17 protein-coding genes and 1 pseudogene are annotated in these 19,004 nt (G+C 38.1%); 8 read left to right on the top strand and 10 right to left on the bottom strand.

The features are described 5' to 3' along the window. Positions 1 to 2: 2 nt before the first annotated feature. The 3 genes from QZ276_RS01175 to QZ276_RS01165 all read right to left on the bottom strand — a co-directional run bounded on the left by QZ276_RS01175 (position 3) and on the right by QZ276_RS01165 (position 2,348). The gene (locus QZ276_RS01175; RefSeq protein ID WP_292484528.1) at positions 3 to 998 is read right to left on the bottom strand and encodes a homoserine dehydrogenase; all 996 of its coding nucleotides are present in this window, start codon (positions 996 to 998) and stop codon (positions 3 to 5) included. Positions 999 to 1,021: 23 nt separating this feature from the next. Further along, positions 1,022 to 1,522 carry an amino acid-binding protein gene (locus tag QZ276_RS01170; protein ID WP_292484526.1) on the bottom strand — a complete coding sequence of 167 codons (501 nt, stop codon included), beginning with the start codon at positions 1,520 to 1,522 and terminating at the stop codon, positions 1,022 to 1,024. Positions 1,523 to 1,583: 61 nt separating this feature from the next. Next, on the bottom strand, positions 1,584 to 2,348 hold the full coding sequence (locus QZ276_RS01165; protein WP_292484524.1) for a hypothetical protein: 765 nt from the start codon (positions 2,346 to 2,348) through the stop codon (positions 1,584 to 1,586). Between the two features lie 236 nt (positions 2,349 to 2,584). On the opposite strand from QZ276_RS01165, the gene QZ276_RS01160 reads away from it, so the two are divergent. The 5 genes and pseudogenes from QZ276_RS01160 (at position 2,585) to htpX (ending at position 6,372) form a co-directional block, all read left to right on the top strand. Next, on the top strand, positions 2,585 to 3,952 hold the full coding sequence (locus tag QZ276_RS01160) for a hypothetical protein (protein ID WP_292484522.1): 1,368 nt from the start codon (positions 2,585 to 2,587) through the stop codon (positions 3,950 to 3,952). After that, positions 3,945 to 4,211 (top strand): hypothetical protein, encoded by a 267-nt coding sequence (locus QZ276_RS01155; RefSeq protein WP_292484521.1) that lies wholly within the window; start codon positions 3,945 to 3,947, stop codon positions 4,209 to 4,211. The genes QZ276_RS01160 and QZ276_RS01155 overlap by 8 nt, the downstream gene beginning before the upstream one ends. An 11-nt stretch (positions 4,212 to 4,222) precedes the next feature. Continuing rightward, positions 4,223 to 4,774: pseudogene (locus tag QZ276_RS01150) on the top strand (DUF5667 domain-containing protein). Positions 4,775 to 4,862: 88 nt separating this feature from the next. Then, complete coding sequence (locus tag QZ276_RS01145) at positions 4,863 to 5,369, top strand: hypothetical protein (RefSeq protein WP_292484519.1); 507 nt, start codon at positions 4,863 to 4,865, stop codon at positions 5,367 to 5,369. A 142-nt stretch (positions 5,370 to 5,511) separates the two neighbouring features. Continuing rightward, positions 5,512 to 6,372, top strand: a complete 861-nt coding sequence (gene htpX / locus QZ276_RS01140; RefSeq protein ID WP_292484516.1) for a zinc metalloprotease HtpX — start codon at positions 5,512 to 5,514, stop codon at positions 6,370 to 6,372. A gap of 81 nt (positions 6,373 to 6,453) precedes the next feature. Here the strand turns inward: htpX and QZ276_RS01135 are convergent, their stop codons facing one another. Further along, positions 6,454 to 6,627 (bottom strand): hypothetical protein, encoded by a 174-nt coding sequence (locus QZ276_RS01135; RefSeq protein ID WP_292484514.1) that lies wholly within the window; start codon positions 6,625 to 6,627, stop codon positions 6,454 to 6,456. Between the two features lie 192 nt (positions 6,628 to 6,819). Between QZ276_RS01135 and QZ276_RS01130 the strand changes: the two genes are divergently transcribed. Both QZ276_RS01130 and aroA read left to right on the top strand, forming a co-directional pair. Then, a complete protein-coding gene (locus QZ276_RS01130; RefSeq protein ID WP_292484549.1) occupies positions 6,820 to 7,473 on the top strand; it encodes a thymidylate synthase in 654 nt (217 codons plus the stop codon). After that, complete coding sequence (gene aroA, locus QZ276_RS01125) at positions 7,473 to 8,756, top strand: 3-phosphoshikimate 1-carboxyvinyltransferase (protein ID WP_292484512.1); 1,284 nt, start codon at positions 7,473 to 7,475, stop codon at positions 8,754 to 8,756. The genes QZ276_RS01130 and aroA overlap by 1 nt, the downstream gene beginning before the upstream one ends. Before the next feature lie 103 nt (positions 8,757 to 8,859). Here aroA and mcrA read toward each other — a convergent pair whose 3' ends face one another. From mcrA to mcrB, 5 genes are read right to left on the bottom strand one after another with little or no spacing between them, the layout of a single operon-like run. Continuing rightward, positions 8,860 to 10,581, bottom strand: coding sequence for a coenzyme-B sulfoethylthiotransferase subunit alpha (mcrA, locus tag QZ276_RS01120; protein WP_292484510.1), 1,722 nt, complete (start codon positions 10,579 to 10,581; stop codon positions 8,860 to 8,862). A gap of 14 nt (positions 10,582 to 10,595) precedes the next feature. Then, positions 10,596 to 11,345: a coenzyme-B sulfoethylthiotransferase subunit gamma gene (gene mcrG, locus QZ276_RS01115; RefSeq protein ID WP_292484508.1), complete on the bottom strand. Its 750-nt coding sequence runs from the start codon at positions 11,343 to 11,345 to the stop codon at positions 10,596 to 10,598. A 13-nt stretch (positions 11,346 to 11,358) separates the two neighbouring features. Continuing rightward, positions 11,359 to 11,964, bottom strand: coding sequence for a methyl-coenzyme M reductase I operon protein C (gene mcrC, locus QZ276_RS01110; RefSeq protein ID WP_292484547.1), 606 nt, complete (start codon positions 11,962 to 11,964; stop codon positions 11,359 to 11,361). A gap of 5 nt (positions 11,965 to 11,969) precedes the next feature. Beyond that, a complete protein-coding gene (gene mcrD, locus QZ276_RS01105) occupies positions 11,970 to 12,476 on the bottom strand; it encodes a methyl-coenzyme M reductase operon protein D (RefSeq protein ID WP_292484506.1) in 507 nt (168 codons plus the stop codon). A gap of 33 nt (positions 12,477 to 12,509) precedes the next feature. Then, entirely contained in the window at positions 12,510 to 13,814 is a 1,305-nt protein-coding gene (mcrB, locus tag QZ276_RS01100; RefSeq protein WP_292484504.1) for a coenzyme-B sulfoethylthiotransferase subunit beta, read from the bottom strand. Positions 13,815 to 14,275: 461 nt separating this feature from the next. Between mcrB and mmp10 the strand changes: the two genes are divergently transcribed. Beyond that, positions 14,276 to 15,502 (top strand): methyl coenzyme M reductase-arginine methyltransferase Mmp10, encoded by a 1,227-nt coding sequence (gene mmp10 / locus QZ276_RS01095; protein WP_292484502.1) that lies wholly within the window; start codon positions 14,276 to 14,278, stop codon positions 15,500 to 15,502. Here mmp10 and QZ276_RS01090 read toward each other — a convergent pair whose 3' ends face one another. Further along, positions 15,503 to 18,961: a DNA polymerase II large subunit gene (locus QZ276_RS01090; RefSeq protein ID WP_292484500.1), complete on the bottom strand. Its 3,459-nt coding sequence runs from the start codon at positions 18,959 to 18,961 to the stop codon at positions 15,503 to 15,505. It abuts the gene before it with no gap. Positions 18,962 to 19,004 lie beyond the last annotated feature (43 nt).

The raw sequence follows: 19,004 nt of genomic DNA, 5'->3' as shown, positions 1-19,004 counted from the left end.
ATTTAATCCCTATAAATGGAAACTATATCACTTAAAACCGCACTGGCTGTCTCGATAGAACCTGCTCCTCTGCCTGTTACAGTAACCGTACCAGAAAGGTCGGTCTGGATGGATGCTACATTCAAAGTGCCTCCTACTGCCAGTGGACTGTCTTCAGGCACCAGTCTTGGAGCTACTCTTATCAGGTCGTCCTTTACTTCACCGATAAGTTTGATTACATAACCGTTGTTCTGTGCAAGTAAAAGGGATTCTGGTGTTATCTTTGTGATGCCCGTGACATCTACGTCTTTATAAGAGAAACACATACCAAATACCGAGTTTGCCAGTATTACCAGTTTGCATGCAGAATCTATACCATCCACATCATAACTGGGGTCGGTTTCCGCAATCCCGAGTTCCTGGGATTCTGCAAGCATCTGTTCATAAGGTGCATTTTCCTCCATCATACGGGTCAGAATATAGTTACAGGTTCCATTCAAGATGCCTTCTACACTGATTACATCATTACCTGCAAGTACATCTTTTATAAGATTGATTATTGGCATCGCACCTCCAACAGTTGCCTCGAATCTGAAATTTGAACCTGAATTTCTGGACGCTTCCATTAGCTCATTGTATTTCAATGCCAGTGGTCCTTTGTTTGATGTTACAACATCTTTGCCACTGTTGAAAGCTGACAACATATTTTTAAGACCAATACCACCTGTATTAATATCTGTAGAAGTAGTCTCAATTACAAGGTCATGGTCAACTGATTCTATAATTTCAAGACTGGACTTGTCTTCCAGTGCAACTGTACCCTTTTCAAGTTTGCGAGCTAAAGCAGAAGATAAATCAATACCATCAGTATTAATTTCAGAACCCTTGGAATCAGAAATTGCTATAACTTTGATATCAAGACCGACGTTTTTTAGGTAATCTTGCTTTTTCAACAATACTTCTGCTACTCCCTGTCCGACTGCTCCAAATCCGCTGATAGATGCACGTATCGTTTTCATTGCATCACTAACCTTTATGTAAATTAAGTTTCAATAGGCTCTACTACAAGCAGGTCTTTTTCTTTAGCGACCTCTTTCAGCAGGGAAATTGAATCATTCAATTCTTCTTTACCTACTGCATCAATTTTTAAAAAAGCCGAAGATGTCTGGTCTATTTTGGGCATGGATAATGTCAAATCCACTACTTCAGCATAACCTGTTCTGTCTACTGTATCTATGGTATCTTGAATGTCATTATGTACAATATGCCCTATCAGAACTACTGCACCACGCTCAACAAAACGCTGTTCTCCAACTTTTGCTACACCTATTCCTCGATCTTTAAGTTGTGATTTTAGTTCATCAAGTTTTTCTGGGTCGATATCAATTACACATTGTACAGGAATCTTACTGCGGCGATTTTTTTCTTTTTCATGATGATGAACCACAGATATGAGATTCCCCTTTAAATCCGATATGGGCTGTAGTGCCTGGAGCAATTGACCAGGTCTATCCTGTAATTCAATATCCATTGAAACTCTCATTTATACCCTCTTGGTTTTAACTATGATAAAGATAATTTCATAACTAATATTTTTTCGCTTTTCATTCATTGTTATCATTCAATTCATCAACAATTCGTACTACATTACCACGACCCTTTTTAAATTTTTCAACATATCCCCTTTCTTCAAGATCAGATATCATAAGACTTATTTTTGCTTCTGAGTATTTCAATCTATTCCGGAGGTCTTTTTGAGTAATTCGACCTCCACTTTTTTTTACAACATCAAATACTTTTTGTAAATCATCAGGCAATGAGTCCTCATCCATTAATAATTGTTCTGGATCTTGAAAATCTGCAAATGGTTGTAGTTCATTTACAGTATCATTTTGTCCACTATAAAATCTTTTAAAGACTATAAAAAATAAAGCAGCTAGTGAAAAAACAATTACAGGTACCAGATATATTATCAGATGGTTATCATCTTCTTTACCATCAATAAGCTTTGAATCATTTTCAAAACTTTCTGAAATCTGTGATGATTCAGTATCATTAAGAAGATTTGTATCATATACCGGTGTGAGCAACAAATCCAGAGAATAATTGCCTCCACTTTTAATGGTTATATTTTCCTGTGTCCTATAAGCAATTGTGCCGTTTTGATAGGATTTTGCTGTTATTTGATAATCACCAGGAGATAAACTAAATGTATATACTCCATACTCTGCCACAATCGACTGCTTTGGAGTAGAGTTTACAGTAACAATTGCATTTTCAACGGGTTCAAACGTTTTCCAGTTGTAAATTTCACCATACACAGTTGCAGTTGTTTCTGCATTAACTGGGATGATTAAAAGCAGTACCAATATTATGCAGGATATTAGTTTAAATATATTTTTAAGGCACACATCATTATGTTTAACATTTTTTCATATATATTTTATCATAAACTTATCCAAAGGTTCATAAAGTTTTTTAAAGGGAATGAAGTGTTTATAAAACTTTGATTAAGATTTAAACTGACCTATATATTTCATAGACTAAAGTATATTTAAATTTTCAAAAAATCAGTGGTTGTATTGTAATAATGGAGGTGTAAAAGATGAAATTGAATACAAAGAAAATCCTTTCATGCTTAACAGTTATACTACTAATTATAAGTACTATACCAGTAACTGTATCCGCTTCAGAAGATAGAGTAAGAGATACAGATGACAAAAGACCAGAAATAACAAAGAACAAATCACTAAATGAAAGTGAAAAAGAAAAGCAGGAAGAGAAATTAGAAGAAAGTGAAGAAAAAATTGAAAGAAAGCAGGAAAGGGTTGAAGAAAAGAAAAAACAGCTTGAAAATGCAAGAAACAATTATGCAAAAGCAAAATCTAACTTTCATGCTATAAACAAAAAAGTTTCCGGTAATAAATTGAATCCAAATTCTAAAAAAGTGATAAATGCCACTAAAAACTACCTAAACAGCACTCTGGCTTATATGATAAAACATCTTGAAAATAAAAAGACCAATATTAATTCATCAGATGCAAATTTTACAAATAAAAGTCTTGAAGATTTAAACGAGTATATAAACGAGTTAAAACAAAAAAGAACTGAACTAAAATCCGCAGAAACCAGAGAAAGAATTTCAGAAACATCCGATGAGACTCGTGAAATATGGAGAGATGCTCAGACAAATTCAAATTCTATAGCAATAAAAACAGTCAATGAGCGTATTAACGAACACCTTGAAAAATCAAAATCCATATCATTACGGATTGAAAAAGAAATTAAACAACTGGAATCAGAAGGTAAAAACGTTAGCGATGTAGAAGAACTGCTTAATGGATATAAAGAAAAAATCAGTAATATAAAAGAATATCAGAATGATGCTGGAAAGATATACAGTAAAACAACTAATAAAAAAAGCATAAAAGAAGCAAAATTAAAGCTTCAAAAAGCAATCCGCGAGCTTAAAGAAGGAAATAACATATTAAAAGAAATTTTTAAACAAATAAAGGATTACAGAAACGATTCCATAAAACTTGATGATAAAGAAGATATTAATGCTTCAGGTAATGGTACTGCGGTTTTATCAGGAAGTCTTGACATCAATATATCTACTACAGATGCAAAAATGGTAATTAAAGACTTTTCAGGTGATGCAAAAGTAAACATTACCGGTAATTATTCTAAAGTTAACAGGAACGAAAATAAGCCTGAAGGTCTGGAAGACAACCGAGCTTTGGTATATCATGGTTTGAGCGGTAATATAAACGTATCAGGCTCAAGCCTTAACGTGATGGTCAACGGCGAAAATATCGAACTTAATGCTGATGGCGTGGGAAGTATTGTTTTTTCAGAAGGTGATTTTGACATCGACAACAGTTCAAAAAAATTAGAAGCTGATTTGGACGAGGACATCGAAAATACCACCAGTAACAACACCAGTGTAAGTACAACAATGAGGGATGAATAAACATGAGCAGGACATACCATCTCATTGTATTAATATTGCTCATTCCAAGCATTATGCTTTCAGGATGCATCAATTCAGATTCATCTCCAGACAGCGAAATCAACAAACAACTACTGACAATACAAGTTCAATACTTGCCAAAAACAATGCCAACCTGACAGATACAGAAATAGAATCACTGGAAAATGAAACAAAAGAACCTGACAGATTGATAGAAAGCATGGACATTGACGAAAACATAACATTTGAAGGAATTTAAAAACCTTGAAGATGATATCGATGAAAGGAACATATGTAAAAGCACTGGTTGCTACCAGCATAATGATTATAATGTTCAGCATAGGTGCAACTGCACAGGAAGAAAAATTACCCGACCCGGGTATAACACCTGACAGTCCATTATATGGATTGGATAAAGCAATGGAATCAATACAGGGTGTATTTAACTCAGGGAATGAAGAAAAATCCTGATATGGATTGAGCATTGCTGAAGAAAGGCTTGCAGAAGCAAAAGCAATGGCTGAGAAAGGGAACCACCAGCTTTCCGAGGAAATGTCAAATGAATATGAAAAACAGATAGAAAATACTATCAAAACTGGAAACTCTATTTCCGATTCAGCTCAGAGAGGAGATATTCAGGGGATAATTGCAAATACAACAACCAAACATCAACTAATACTTGAAAGGGTAAGAAATGATTTGCCAAAACCTGCACAGGAAGCAATAAACGATTCACTGAAAGCGTCTTCAAGAGATAGAGAAAAATCTTTGAAATCAATGGGCGATACCAATCCTGTAAAAGCTGCAAAAATAAGATTTTGAATTTGCAAATAACAGAATCAATTCAATAAAAGGAAATGCCAGTAAAGAAAAACTGGTAAATGAACGAGTTAGAGAATATGCAAATGAAATGAATAATACACAGGAATTGATAAAAAAAGCAAATACTGAAAATATGAATGTAACAGCACTTGAAGAAAAAGTTGCAAACGCTACTTCAAAACACCTAACCGTCTTAAAAAATGTACATGACAAAGTACCCGAACCTGCAAAAGGCGCCATAAAACATGCCATGAATGTATCTGTAAGAGGGCAGAAAAAAGCTCTTGAAAACCTGCAGGATAAAAATCCTGAAAAAGCCGATATGATTAAAAAGAACATACCTGATTTTGCAAAAAGCAAAAACACCACTGAAAACACAATTAAGAAAACCAGTCCCGACATGGACAAGGATATTAATAATAACGAAAACTACAGCGAAAAACAACCTTCCAAAAACGCCGGTAGTAAAAAAAATCTAAACTCTTATTTTTTACAAAACAATAAACTTATTGTACATAAGGTATATATATTTGAAAAAGCAATTTATATTAGAGTTAAACCAGTATTTTTAATTCTAATTAACTTAAATGAATAACATCATGTAGCACAACTTTTAATAAGAATACGCTAGTTTAACATATTGAAAGTGTTTACTACTTGACACAGACACAACTTTTCAATAATAAATTTTAATCAAAAAAATATTAACATGTAAACTTAAAACCTATGGGGTAAACATGAGAAAAGAAACATTTAAAACCACACTGCTACTGGCATCCCTAACCGGACTCCTTATAGTAATTGGAGGAGCAATCGGTGGACGTGGTGGCCTCATATTTGCATTTCTAATAGCCGTTATAATGAATTTTGCGAGTTACTGGTACAGCGACAAAATTGTTCTTAAAATGTACCGTGCAAAGGAAGTAAACGAATCCGAATATCCTCAACTGTACAGTATCGTTAAAAATCTTGCAACAAAAGCTAATCTTCCGATGCCAAAAGTATACGTTGTAGAAACTTCCATGCCCAACGCATTTGCAACCGGGAGAAATCCGGAAAATTCAGCAGTTGCTGCAACTACCGGTATAATGAACCTGTTGACACCTGAAGAACTTGAAGGCGTATTTGCCCATGAAATGGCACATGTAAAACACCGTGATACACTTGTAAGTACTATAGCAGCCACTATTGCCGGTGCCATTACAATGCTTGCTTATATGGCTCAGTGGGCTGCGATATTCGGAGGTTTTGGCAGAGATGATGAAGGTGGTAACAATATTATAGGCTATCTTGCACTTGCTATCCTTGCTCCAATTGCAGCCACTATAATCCAACTGGCAATATCCCGTTCCCGTGAATTTGCAGCAGATGCCGAAGGTGCAAAAATCACCCATAAACCATGGGCACTTGCAAATGCATTATCAAAATTGGAACAGGGTGCTGCAAGCTATAAACCAAGAAAAGATGAAGTAAAAGCTTCTGAGAACACTGCACATATGTTTATTGTCAACCCGCTTAAAGGTAAAACTTTAGCCAGTCTGTTCAGAACCCACCCAGTTACAGAGGAAAGAATCAAGCGTCTTAAATCAATGTATTAATACATTGTTACTCATCTGGTTAAATAAGTCCAGATGATTTTTTATCTGTTTTTAAAATTAAAAAAGCGGCTTTCAAATTTATTACCACCCTAGTCCTGAATATCCATTTTTTTCGCCTTGTTTCTGAAACGTAGATGCTGCCAATATTCTGTCTACAAGTCGAGATAACGGAAGACTGTGCAGATATACTGTACCGGGATCTTTTAATGAGGCCAGAAAATCTTCTGAATCCAGTTCTATCTCAAAGATTTGCATATTGTCGCCTATTATATTATAATCGATTATATCTGCGATGATTATACATACAACTGTTTTCTATCCTTTCTGGATATATAAAAAGTTAAGATTAAATAATTATCTATGACAGAAATACTGAAAAAAGGTGAGAGTTTTTTATATAAAGACAGAAGAATGGTTCATAGTCTGGCTGGATTCGAGGAGACAACAATGACTGTAGATACATCTATAGGGAGGGTCATAAAGGCTCGCACAATAAGTGATGCATGGTACAGGGGTATTAATACTATCTGGAATCAGGGCAGTGTGATAACTGATGAAAGAAAAAGTCAGATTTTGGAATATATGAATCTGATGATAACTATTGATGACCCGTATACCAAACAAATCCCAGAAGATTTTTCCTGGAATAGAGAACGTCTGGATGAATATTCAAAACAGCTTATTAGCGGAGATAATTCCCAGAATTTTGAATATACCTATGGACAGCGTCTTAGAAACTGGAATGATCAAATTGACCAGATTTCCTATGTTATTGACAAATTGACAGAAAGTTCGTCCACAAGAAGAGCAACTGCTGTGACATGGGTGCCTCCTATAGATACTGAAGTGGATGAAGTTCCCTGTATGATAATAGATGATTTTAAAATCCGGAATAGTAAACTACATTTAACTACATTATTTCGAAGCCATGATTTTGCAGGGGCATATCCAGCAAACCTTTACGGATTATCAGGTTTACTCAGATATGTAGCCGAGAAATCCGGAGTGTCCACCGGAAAAATAACCACTATAAGTGTTTCTGCGCATATATATGAGCATGACTGGGATAAAATAGAAGATATCATAAAAGGGGTTTATTAATGAAAGTAGGAGTCGATAATTCAAAATTGCATGGTGAACTGTATGCACCTCCATCCAAAAGTTACACTCATAGAGCAATAACTATCGGGTCAATGTCATATCAATCAACAATCCATAGACCTCTACTTTCTGCTGATACAGAAGCAACTATAAGAGCATGTGAAATGTTTGGTGCCAATATCGAAAAAAAGAACAATAAACTGGAGATTAATGGTATTGATGGTGCACCGCATGTTCCTGAGGATGTGATTGATGTTGAAAATTCTGGTACAACACTTCGTTTCATGACAGCATTAGCCAGTCTTACAAATGGTGTTACTGTTTTAACAGGTGACCGTTCAGTACGTACAAGACCTAATAGCCCATTGCTTGAAGTGTTGCAAAATCTTGGTGTAGATGTATTCTCAACAAGGAATAACGGACGTGCACCTCTTGTCGTCAAAGGTGGACTCAAAGGCGCTATCACAAAAATTGACGGTTCTATTAGTTCCCAGTTTGTATCTGCTCTTTTAATCGCCTGTCCTCTTACAAACAATAGTACTACACTTTCAATAAAAGGAGAACTAAAATCAAAACCATATGTTGACATAACCACTGAAATTATAGAAAAAGCTGGATGCGAGATTTTTGTTGACAAAAACCACAATACCAAATTTATAATTCCTGCAAAACAAAGCTATGACCTCAAGGAGTACACTGTTCCGGGCGATTTTTCATCCGCATCGTATCTACTGGCAGCAACTGCTATGACAGGTTCCAAGGTTACAGTTAAAAACCTGTTCCCATCCAAACAGGGTGATGTGAAAATTATCGATATACTGAAACAAATGGGAGCAAACATTCACTGGGACAAAGATAAAGGTGATGTTACTGTGAATGGAGGCTACCTGAATGGAATAACTGTTGACCTAGGGGCATCTCCTGACCTGTTTCCAACAATTGCTGTTCTTGGTGCTGTTGCCAAAGGAACCACGGTTATAAGAAATGCAGAACATGTCCGCTACAAAGAAACTGATAGGATACATGCTATGGCAAATGAACTCCAAAAAATGGGCATTAAAGTCAAAGAAGAAAAAGATAGACTTACAGTTAATGGAGGCAACCTAAAAAAAGCCAATGTTTATGGTTGGCACGACCATAGAATTGTCATGGCATTAACTATTGCAGGATTGATTGCAGGTGATACTACTGTTGACACAGCTGAGTCAGTATTTATATCATATCCAAATTTCTTTGAAGATATGCGAAAAATCGGGGCAAATATAAAAGTTGTTGAAGAATAATAAGAAAGCTCTGTCCCCATTTGTCTGTTAATCAGCCATTTTTATTTTTGAGGTAAAAAAGAAAGAGATAGACGTTTTAAAACGTCTACCTTAAAGTTTTTGTTTATTCTGCCGGTATGATTAGTGACCTTTCACCAGCAGGTTTGAACTCTCTGAGTGCACCTCTACCGAATTCTCTTCTTGGTTCTTTGAAGTCGAATGGGAGAAGGTCATCAGCAAATGCAATCTTAATCAGTGGGTTTGTTGCAAATGCGTCACCACGTCCTGCATGTGCACCGGATGTGATTGCTGCATATCCTCCCTGATGTCCTACGTTCATTGCGTAGTTTGGATAGTTTGGACCACGGAGTTCAAGTGGCAGACCTTCGTCGGACTGGTAGGAGAATACGTTTGCTGCTCCACACTGATCCTGGAGGTCGTATCCAAAGAATCCGAGACGTCCGTGTGCCTCTTTATGCAGGTACATGCTAAGATACCATGCGGAAAGACCTGCATTGGAGTTACCGGTTGCAATGGAAGTTGCTGAACCTGCTGCTGCTGAGAGTACTGTTGCTCTCTGTGAACCACCGAAGTGGTCTTCAAGTGCAGTTGGATATCTGTCGTAGTTCTCAAGTCCATAGAGAGTGGATTCTGTTGCGATATCCTTAACAACATCCATGGTTGCTGGTGCTTTGTTGTCAGCTCCCGGTTTTGCAGCATTGTTGTATTTGTCGTTTATGTATTCAATATCGTAGTAGAGGTTGTCATCCAGAATGTTGTTGGTGTATGCTGCTGTTGCATACTGGGTGAAACCTACACCACCAGACATGTATGATCCAAGCCAGATCTGGTCATAGAGCATACATCCTGCACCGACAACTTCCAGTGCTGTCTTTGCCGGGTCATCTGGATATGCACGACTGGTCTGGATGATATCAGCCATGTGTCCGAATGGAATACCACCTGGTTCATTTTCAGCACGGGCCCTTCTTGCCGGGAGCATTTCTCCCATGTTGATAACAGATGCGTGTTTTGCAGCGTATGAAAGGTCAGCTACTGCTGCTTCACCTGCACACATGTGGTATGCATTAATGAAAGACATACCAAGCTGCATTGCCATCCATCTACGTGTCTGACCACCGTCTGTTGTCCTGCTTACAACTGTTGGTATGTGTGCAACCTGCCAGGTAGTCTTACCGATGGATTCTTTGAGTTGCTGTGCCTGGTCTTCTGGGAATTCTTTATCTATGTCAATAAGGAACTGGTCATCAATTTCATCAGCAAGGTCGTCGTCACCGGTGAATAGTTTTACATAACAATCTTCGGTGAGCCCTGGATGGGTTTCAACCATATGTTCCTGAACGACTGCACCTCCAGGAATTGCATGGTTTAAGACTTCGAGGTAGTGGTTGATAGTTTCAGGTGTTACTTCAATACCGAGTCTTTTTTCCAGTGTTTCGTGAGCACTGTCCATACCTACAATACAGTTTCTTCTAATGTCGTCCCACATCTGCTGCATTGCGGCGTTGTTGACATAGTGAAGGTCATCCATTTCGGTGAGCATGTCTGTACCAGACAGGTATGATGGTGTCAGTGCCCTCTGACCAAGCTGAACTCCGCCTGCATGAAGATCAGGGTTGTATCCTACAAGACCTCTCTTTTTGGATAGTTCCTGACCTGCTTTCATCATTTCCATCTTTCTGGGGCTCTGAGCAACACCCATTCTTTGGTACTCTGTCTTTTTGTCTGTTATTTCACCGCCACTCTGTTTGTTATCTCCGAATTCCTGGGTGAACTTTCTTTCTAAATCTTTCTTAAACCTTCTTTCTTTGTCTTTATCCACCATTTATATCACCTCGTTTATTTTGGCTGGAATCCATATTCAGTTCTCTGTTCCCATATTCTGTGTACCCATTCAACTACTTCATCATCTTCTCTGAATGGTACATTGTCTGCTCTGTATATGGTAGTCCTTTTGGCTGCCTCATCTTCAGACATTGGTTTACCAAGGTCAACCTTCTTATCAATCGGTCTTGCCTGCTGGTCTTTGTCCATAACAATGGTGCCGTTTTCGAGTCTGCGTCTGTCAAGCATATCGAACATTACACCATCTTCTTGGAGACGTAGTGAGTGCCCGTGCACAGTTGCTCCTCTAAGTCCTGCAAGACCTGGACAGGTCATTTCGGTTTCAAGCTGTACTTTTGTTATTTTTTCCATATCTCTTTCACGGGCTTCAACCAGCTGACGACCGGAAAGTGTACCTGGGTCTACCGCTCTGAAATTAATTGCTGAATGGTAGGTTCTGAAGTATGGTGTAGCAGGTGCATTGTACATTGAATCTACCCACTGAGCATACCTTATACGGTCTCCAGCTTTTGCACCTTCTGTTGGTTCTACGATTTCCCTGATTGAACACTCTGGTTCTCCCATTTCTTCCAGTGGTGGATGGGTGCTTGGGTAATCACTTCCAGGTGAACGATGTCCTAATATTAGGGTCAGGTCTTCATCTGATATTTCTCGAAGTTTTTCGAGATCATTTGACATGTGTTTAGATCTGTTGTTTGCAACAGATGTTTTACCTGGATAATACTGTTTCTCAATTTCTGCCATATTATCACTCCTTTTATTCAATGGATTTTAATGTGTTTTTAACATCTTTAACAAGTTCATTTAATTTATCTCTGGAACTGGCTTCTCCTCGTGTAACTCCTGTTACAATTTCCATAACCGTCCCTTTTGAGAGAATATCTTCATCTTTAGGTTTAACATATCTGGTTTTTATTCCCGCTTCTGCCAGGTCTTCAAAATCTACCAGAGCCTGACTTACAACAATTGCAGGTATTTCCACATTTTCAAGGATTGTTCTTATTTTTTTTATTATATGTTGAGCCACATTACCTACATGGATAACTGCAAGTTTATGCCTTGCAATTTGGTCTGTTTCCTCGGGTTCAATTCCAAAGCTACCGGATATCAGACCAGATTCCGGCTGACCAGTACCTCCGCTCAGCACCAGTACACTGACCTGTATACCAGCCTGACGCATCCCGTAGGTTAGTTCACAGACGGGTTTTGTGATATGCCTTCTGCCGGGACCCATTGCAACTGCTATTACATCAGGACGGGCAGCTTCAGAAAGTGTTCCTTCCTGGGCAAGACCTCCACCTTTACACTGTCCCATCCCGTGTCTGCAATCTACTACTTGTGTTTCCCGACCGAATATAGGCATACCAATCATTCCTCATCTTCGTTTTCAGGTTTGTTCAGCACAAAAACCTGGCTTTCTTCACTCGCTTTGGGATCAGACAAGCCACGCCTTTTCGGGTCAGCATTGGGTCCCCGCTTGGCATAATCGGTCACTGTCGATTCTTTGGGTATGAAATACCCTTCTCTGAGTTCGTATTTACAGGGCAATACCCTTTCAGCTATAGACTCTATCTCTTTTTCAACATCCTTATCTGTGATTTCCAGACGTATCCTTCCTACACTTATAGATAATTCAATCGCTGTATCGCCTATCTGTATAACCTTTCTGTGAGGGTGCTCTACATCCTGACCTGTTGCTGGTCCTGAAGGTACCGACAGGGGAAGACGTGGTCCATGAATAAACGCTCTTATAATTCCGTCCACTTCACTCAATTCTTCCAAGAGATTTTGAGTCGTTTCTGGTTTTAACAATCTTGTGGGGAATAATTCTATTTGCAAATATTCTTCATCTGGCTCTGAAGCGGTTTCAACCATTATATTACTTCCTGTGTAAACCTAAAGATTTGATTAAAGTGCTTTTGCTACTGCATCAATTGGTTCTCTGAATGTTTCTATTGAACCAAATACATCTCCTATAAGTGAGGAAGTTGCTTCAGGTGTGAACATCTGGGTACCTGCATCAAGTGATGCTGATGCTGCAACACATGGTATCGCGAATCCTCTTGAGTGTCTGGTTACAATGTGGTTACCATTGAAGATACCAGGTCCTCCTCCTCCATAGATGGAGTGACTAAAGAATGAGAAACCGACTGAAGTACCCTGTACTCTACCATAGTCACATCCGGGTAGTCCTGTTTCTTTTTCAATTATGTCGTTGAAGTAGAGCAAGGTTGAAGATACGTTCTGTGGGCTCCTACCTGCAGCACAGTTTACCATTGAAGCAGCGAGTTGACCTGCAGCTGAATATGCATTCCACATTGGTACATCGTTTGCTTTGTAGAATGAATATCCTGATGGTGCTGTTTTATCAACAGATATTACATTGTCTTCAAGTGCCCTGTTGACAGTTGAATCAATAACAGTTCCTACTGTACCATCTTTACCGTTATCTTTTACAATATCATAGACAAGGTTGTTTGCGTTAAGTCCCTGATAAGCAAGTCCAAGTAACTGCTGTCTTTCAAATTCTCCTACTGCGTTACCCATTTCATACATGGCTACCTGTTCATAGATGGATGAAAGACATGCAGCATTCATTGCTTTCTTGTTGGTAATTGCTACAATGTGGTTTGTCATAATGTTTCTCAAGGAGTAGCCAAGACCTTCATTCTGCTGAGGTATCTTGAGAATAGATGCTATGTTTCCTCCTGAAAGGTCAACTGTTTGTGGATAACTACCCCATACAGCTGCTTTTACGATAGGTGCCACGAACATATCAGTGTTGAAGTTATCTATAATGGACTGTACAGTTGCTGCTGCACCTACTGTAGTTGCTGATGCATAGTCAGCTCCTGCCTGAAGCCTTTCATCTGGTACTTGGATAAGTAGCTGTTTACCACCATAAAGTGATTCAACATTGGTATCGTCATTTGGGTCTACTCTTACAAGTTCCTCTACGGAATCACGGATGCTATCTGCATTTCCGACAAGGTCATAATCGAGTTCATATCCAGGTATATGTCGGCCTTTTCCGCCCATTTTACCTGTTGAAAGTGCTTTTTGAATACCATTAAGATTGATTGCTACTGATTTCTTGGTATCGTCGATAATTTTCTTGATTGCATCGTTCTTTGTTGGTGCAATGTCCATTAAGTCAACATTGCTTTCTAACAATTTTCCTCTGTCATTGTAGAGATCTATATTATCAGCCACGATTCTACCTCCATTTTGGTTTTTGGAAATAACTATCTCAGGATTTGAATGCACAACATCGGTTGTTGAACAATCACTTGGGATTATTGCTCATGTTGTACAATAATCCTGAAGTTATTTCACTACTTGTCTATAAACCAATTAGGTTTAAAGCTTTTGCATTTATCGGGACGATTTTTTATATATTAACACAATTGATAATTATAAACTCCCGATTTTAAATTAACAACAACCCATTAATTAAGACTATAATCCTCATATTTATATATTACACCATTATAAAAGAAAACCAAAATTTAAAATTAAACAATTATATTGATTTTTAATGATTTTTTATACCCCTGAAAATAACAAAGCTAACAAAATCCAGATTTTTAAATAATATTTGAAAAACACAAAAATATATTAAATTATACTAACAAAGCTTAAATAAAACTTCTAATTGAGTAACCACAGATAATATGGGAATTGTTGCTGATATTGGTGGAAACCCAGGCATTGATTGTAATGGTTTTTGTAAATATTGTTATTTTAACAAGGTTAAAGACGAAAATATCCCAGTTTTTGGATGTAAACATTGTTTTCCTTTTAAGAAAGGATGTGATTACTGTATACGCAGTGTTAAAGAATCTTATCCCGGCTTTAAACCAGTACAAATTGTACTACAGGAGGTATCCCAGAACCTGTACTTCAATCCTTATACCGATAAGATTACAATTAGTGGCGGTGGGGATGTTAGCTGCTATCCTGAACTTAAAGAGCTTGTTAATTCTCTTTCAAAATTTGAAAAACCCATCCATCTTGGATATACCAGCGGAAAGGGGTTCAACAATAAGGATGATGCAGATTTTTTCATTGATAAAGGCGTAAATGAAGTTACATTTACTGTTTTTGCAACAGACCCAAAACTAAGAAATGAATACATGAAAGACCCTGAACCAGAAGTATCACTGGAAGTACTTGAAAAATTCTGTAAAAATTGTGAGGTTTATACTGCACTTGTACTTATACCAGGAATAAATGACGGCGAAGTGCTTGATAAAACATTAAGTGACCTTGAAGAAATGGGTGCAGATGGTGCAATAATCATGAGGTTTGCAAACAGTAGCAAAGAAGGATTAATCCTTGAAAATCATCCCATACTGGATGGTATTACCACCCACAATATCGATGAGTTTAAAGAGATTGTCAGAAATGCTGAATCAAAACACAATCTAAGAATCACAGGAACTCCGCTTGAAGACCCTTATATCGGCTCACCGTTTGCAATCAGAAACAATGAAAAATTTATGTCAAAACTTCCAGAAGTTAAAAAAGAAGCCACTGTTATTACAAGCAATGTTGCTGCCCCACGTTTGCAGGAAATTTTTGATAATTTGGGAGGGAAAGTTAACGTTGTCAATGTTGATAAGGACATAGGATGTCTTATGACAATAAATGACCTGCAAAATCTTGACCTTTCCCAGATAAAAGAAACAGTATTAATACCCGGCAGAGCTTTCATGCATGACCCAGAAGTTAAAAAGGTTTTATCAAATGATGGGGTGGATAGACTTGTTAGAAGAGGACCTGATTGCCTGACAGTCGATGGTGAAATGTCTATCAGCATGACTCCTGATGAAGTGCTGGAATTAGAACTGGAAAATCTTACAGAACTGGTTAATCATATTAATGCTATCGGATTATAATTACATGAAATCCGATAACCCTATCTGTTTTGATTTATCATTTTCAAACAATGACTTGATTTCATATCCTATAATTTCAATTCGCTGTTTTGTATATTCTGAAACATTGTAATCATTGGCTACCTTGCTGGATATATCAAGATATTTTTTGACCGCTCCTTCATGAACTGTAAGGATAACTTTTCCTCCACACCTAATACAGTTACCGGACAATGGCGGACGTCTGAATTTTTCACCACATTTCACACATCTGGTTCCCTGACGGGAGAAAGCTCTAAGGTTTCCAATTAGGTCTGGCAAAAAATGTGACATAAGTACTCTTTCGGCAACATCCGATGCATCTACTGCACGTATCTTATCAGCAAGTTCCAGTTGAGAGTCTACTTTTTCAAGCATACTACCAAAGGTTTTGTAGGCACTTATCTTTGGACCTGCTGCAATATCTGTTGTATCATGAGTATACAGGAAATTATCATACTGCTGCGGTGTACCCAATCTGTTATTAACTATATCCATAGTATCTTCAAAATCTTTGGGATTAGTGAAATCCAATGTTGATTCATAGAATTCTAACGGATATCTGGGGCATACATCAATATTATGAGCTTCTTTATCCACTTCATTGGGATCTATTCGAGTTGTTAAAACAAGTGGTGCGTCCATTTTACCTCCTCGTTTATCCGGAAGGTACTCTGGAGAGAAATTAATAAGTCCATCCATAAGAAGCATTACACAGTCTTCATCACCATCACAGTTCCGTCGTTTAGCTGCATGGAAGAAAGGATGAGCAAATCCCACTGATGCTTTGGTAAACCCAACAAGCCTTCCAAGAACACCTGCAGATGTATGAGGGGCAAGCCCCATCAAAAGCACCCCTACAATATCATCGATTGATTTTGCATTATAATAGGGTTCAAGTCCGTAATATTTTACAAGTAAATCATCTATATACTGGGCGGTTTTTAGGAGATAATCAGCAGCATCATAGGGAACAACCAAATCCTGTACCTTCAAACATACAATCTGGTCATCTTCAGTAAAAGATTTTCCATATATATCTTCAGTATATCCAAGTTCACGTAACTGGGACGCTGTAACACCTAATTCATCCGGACGTATATGGGTTAAAGGAATATCAGACATATCATACCTTACTGTTGCATCCTTGAAAGTATAGAGGTTATATTTAGCTCGCAGGACTCCCTTTTCAATGGGTTCTGGAGTCATATTTTTGGACATTAGCCTTTTGACACCCTTGAATGATTCAAAATTATCACGTTCTCCAAGATTTTCAAAGGCTTTCTGGTAAATACTTTTAAAATCTATATTTTTTGTTTTTACTGAATTTGCTTTTGCCCCGCATTTAGGACAAACTCCATCATTTGCTTTTATATCACACCAAGGACAGGACTTTATGGGAACAGTAAATTCACCGCAATAACATCTGCATTCATAGGTTTCTATCCCACAGGATTGACATTCCCGCGTTCCGATTTCAACTTTAATCTCACCTACTTTACTATTCATTGTAGCTTTATAATTGCTGGCATCATCGAGTTGACGGGTATTCCCACCTGATTCACCTATTGGAAATAATACATTAGGAACAGGTGACATTTTTCTTCGGTTTGACTTCTCTGGTCGTCCCATCCTTGCACCCACCCGTGTAAGTGAACGATCCCTTACGACCAAACCGCTTACATCATTTATAGCATTCTGTGCATCCTCATCACCAAAGTCTATATCATTCCATTTTAACTCCAAGTGTGAATCCAGACCCAGACAACGGATAAATGGGAGGGGTTTAGATATTAGAATCATACCATCTCTTACTTTGTGGAACAAAAGCAGTTTTTCAAGTATTACTTTGATTCCATTATCATCCGCATCATCATAAGGAATTTGCAGCACACTATTATCATCGGATAGATTTCCATGTTCTGATACAAATCTGGCAAGATTTTCAAATTCCCGAGGTGTTATATCATGCCAGAGATAGGTGAATTTCGGATGTAGTGGTACATTATACTGGTCACATATACTGAGGGCTTCATTCTGTGTAAGGTCTTCAAGTTCTTCATCAGTACGTGTATCAGAAACCGTATTTCTGTATTCCTGAATCCACCATTCAAAACAATAGGGAGAAGGAACAAGCGGATGATTGTTTTCCAAAAAATCCCCGTAATTTATCAGCATTTCACCAATATCTATGATATGCTCAACCTGTGGAGATAATTCATAGGCTTCATTCACATCATCGATTCGGAGAACATCTCCCGATTTTAGCCGTACAGTAGGTCCTTCGATAAAATCCACCGGTGCCATACCCATAGCTTTTCCGGGTATTTCCACCTTTAACTGGGTTCCAGCCACAATGAATTTATCCATGATTACCATACTTGCAGGGTTAATCCCTGCAGAAGCGAATGAGGTATTTCGCGACCTTCCATACCTTAAACGGAACCCTCCCGGACGGGATGGATGTGAAAAAACAGGTCTTCCAGCTATAAGGTCTCGGAGATATTTATCTTTGGGTTTTGGCTTTTTATCACTTTTTTTAGTTTCACTGCTTTCTTCTGTACCGCCACCATCATCCTTATTTTCACTTTTTTCACCTGACATCAGGGTATCAAGCCATTCCCACCCATCGATATCATATTTTTTCACATATTTTTGTATCTTGGGAGCTTTAAGTGCGATTCCTTCTGCAAGTACAAGCCCCACTCCCCCACGAATACGGTTGGTTCCTACTCTCTCAAGGTCTCTATAGCCTTCTACTTCCGCCTGCTCAGTCGGTTCTCCGTCAAGACATATGGGACAATTTTCCACAATTAAACGTATCTCTTCTTCTGAAGGCATATATTGAAGCCCAGCAACCCGGCGATAGAGTGTGATTTCTTCAACATATCTCTCAACCTCTTCTTTACGGGGTTTATATCGGTCGATATTCAGTCCTCTGCGAACATAATCCCCTACAAGAACAGAAAGAGCCTGTGCTGTTCCTCCTGCACTCCGGACAGGACCTGCATAAAAAATGCTTATATATTCAGTTCCATCGTCATTTTTTGCCAGATTGACACTATCAATACCTTCAATAGGTGCAGCAACCACACCTTCTGTAAGCATGGCAACCGCTACACGGATTGCAGATTCTACTGAATCCTTTTTTGATTCAAAATTGCCAACATAACCTTCTGCCACTTCTTTACCAAGAGACAGTGCAGCTTCTTCCCTTGATTTTTCATTCTCAAGCTCACGTATGCGTTCTGCTACTCCGGATACCCCTATAAGATTTTCAACTCTGTCAGCAAGGTCTTTGGCAACTGGTATTTCAACGTTAGAGCTTGGGTCTTTGCCATGAGAGCGTGCTTTACCCGCTATTTGTATTTCATGATTCAATTTATTTTCAAGGTTGTTGAAATATTCCATCATTGATTCGCTTGCCACAAATTCTGTCATGTTGAACCTTTGTCCCGGATTAATGTGATTATATAATAGAGTC

The sequence above is a fragment of the Methanohalobium sp. genome (assembly GCF_018609725.1).
Classification (GTDB): Archaea; Halobacteriota; Methanosarcinia; order Methanosarcinales; family Methanosarcinaceae; genus Methanohalobium.
The sequence above is the reverse complement of the archived record's forward strand: the minus strand, read 5'-3'. Positions and strand labels throughout refer to the sequence as shown.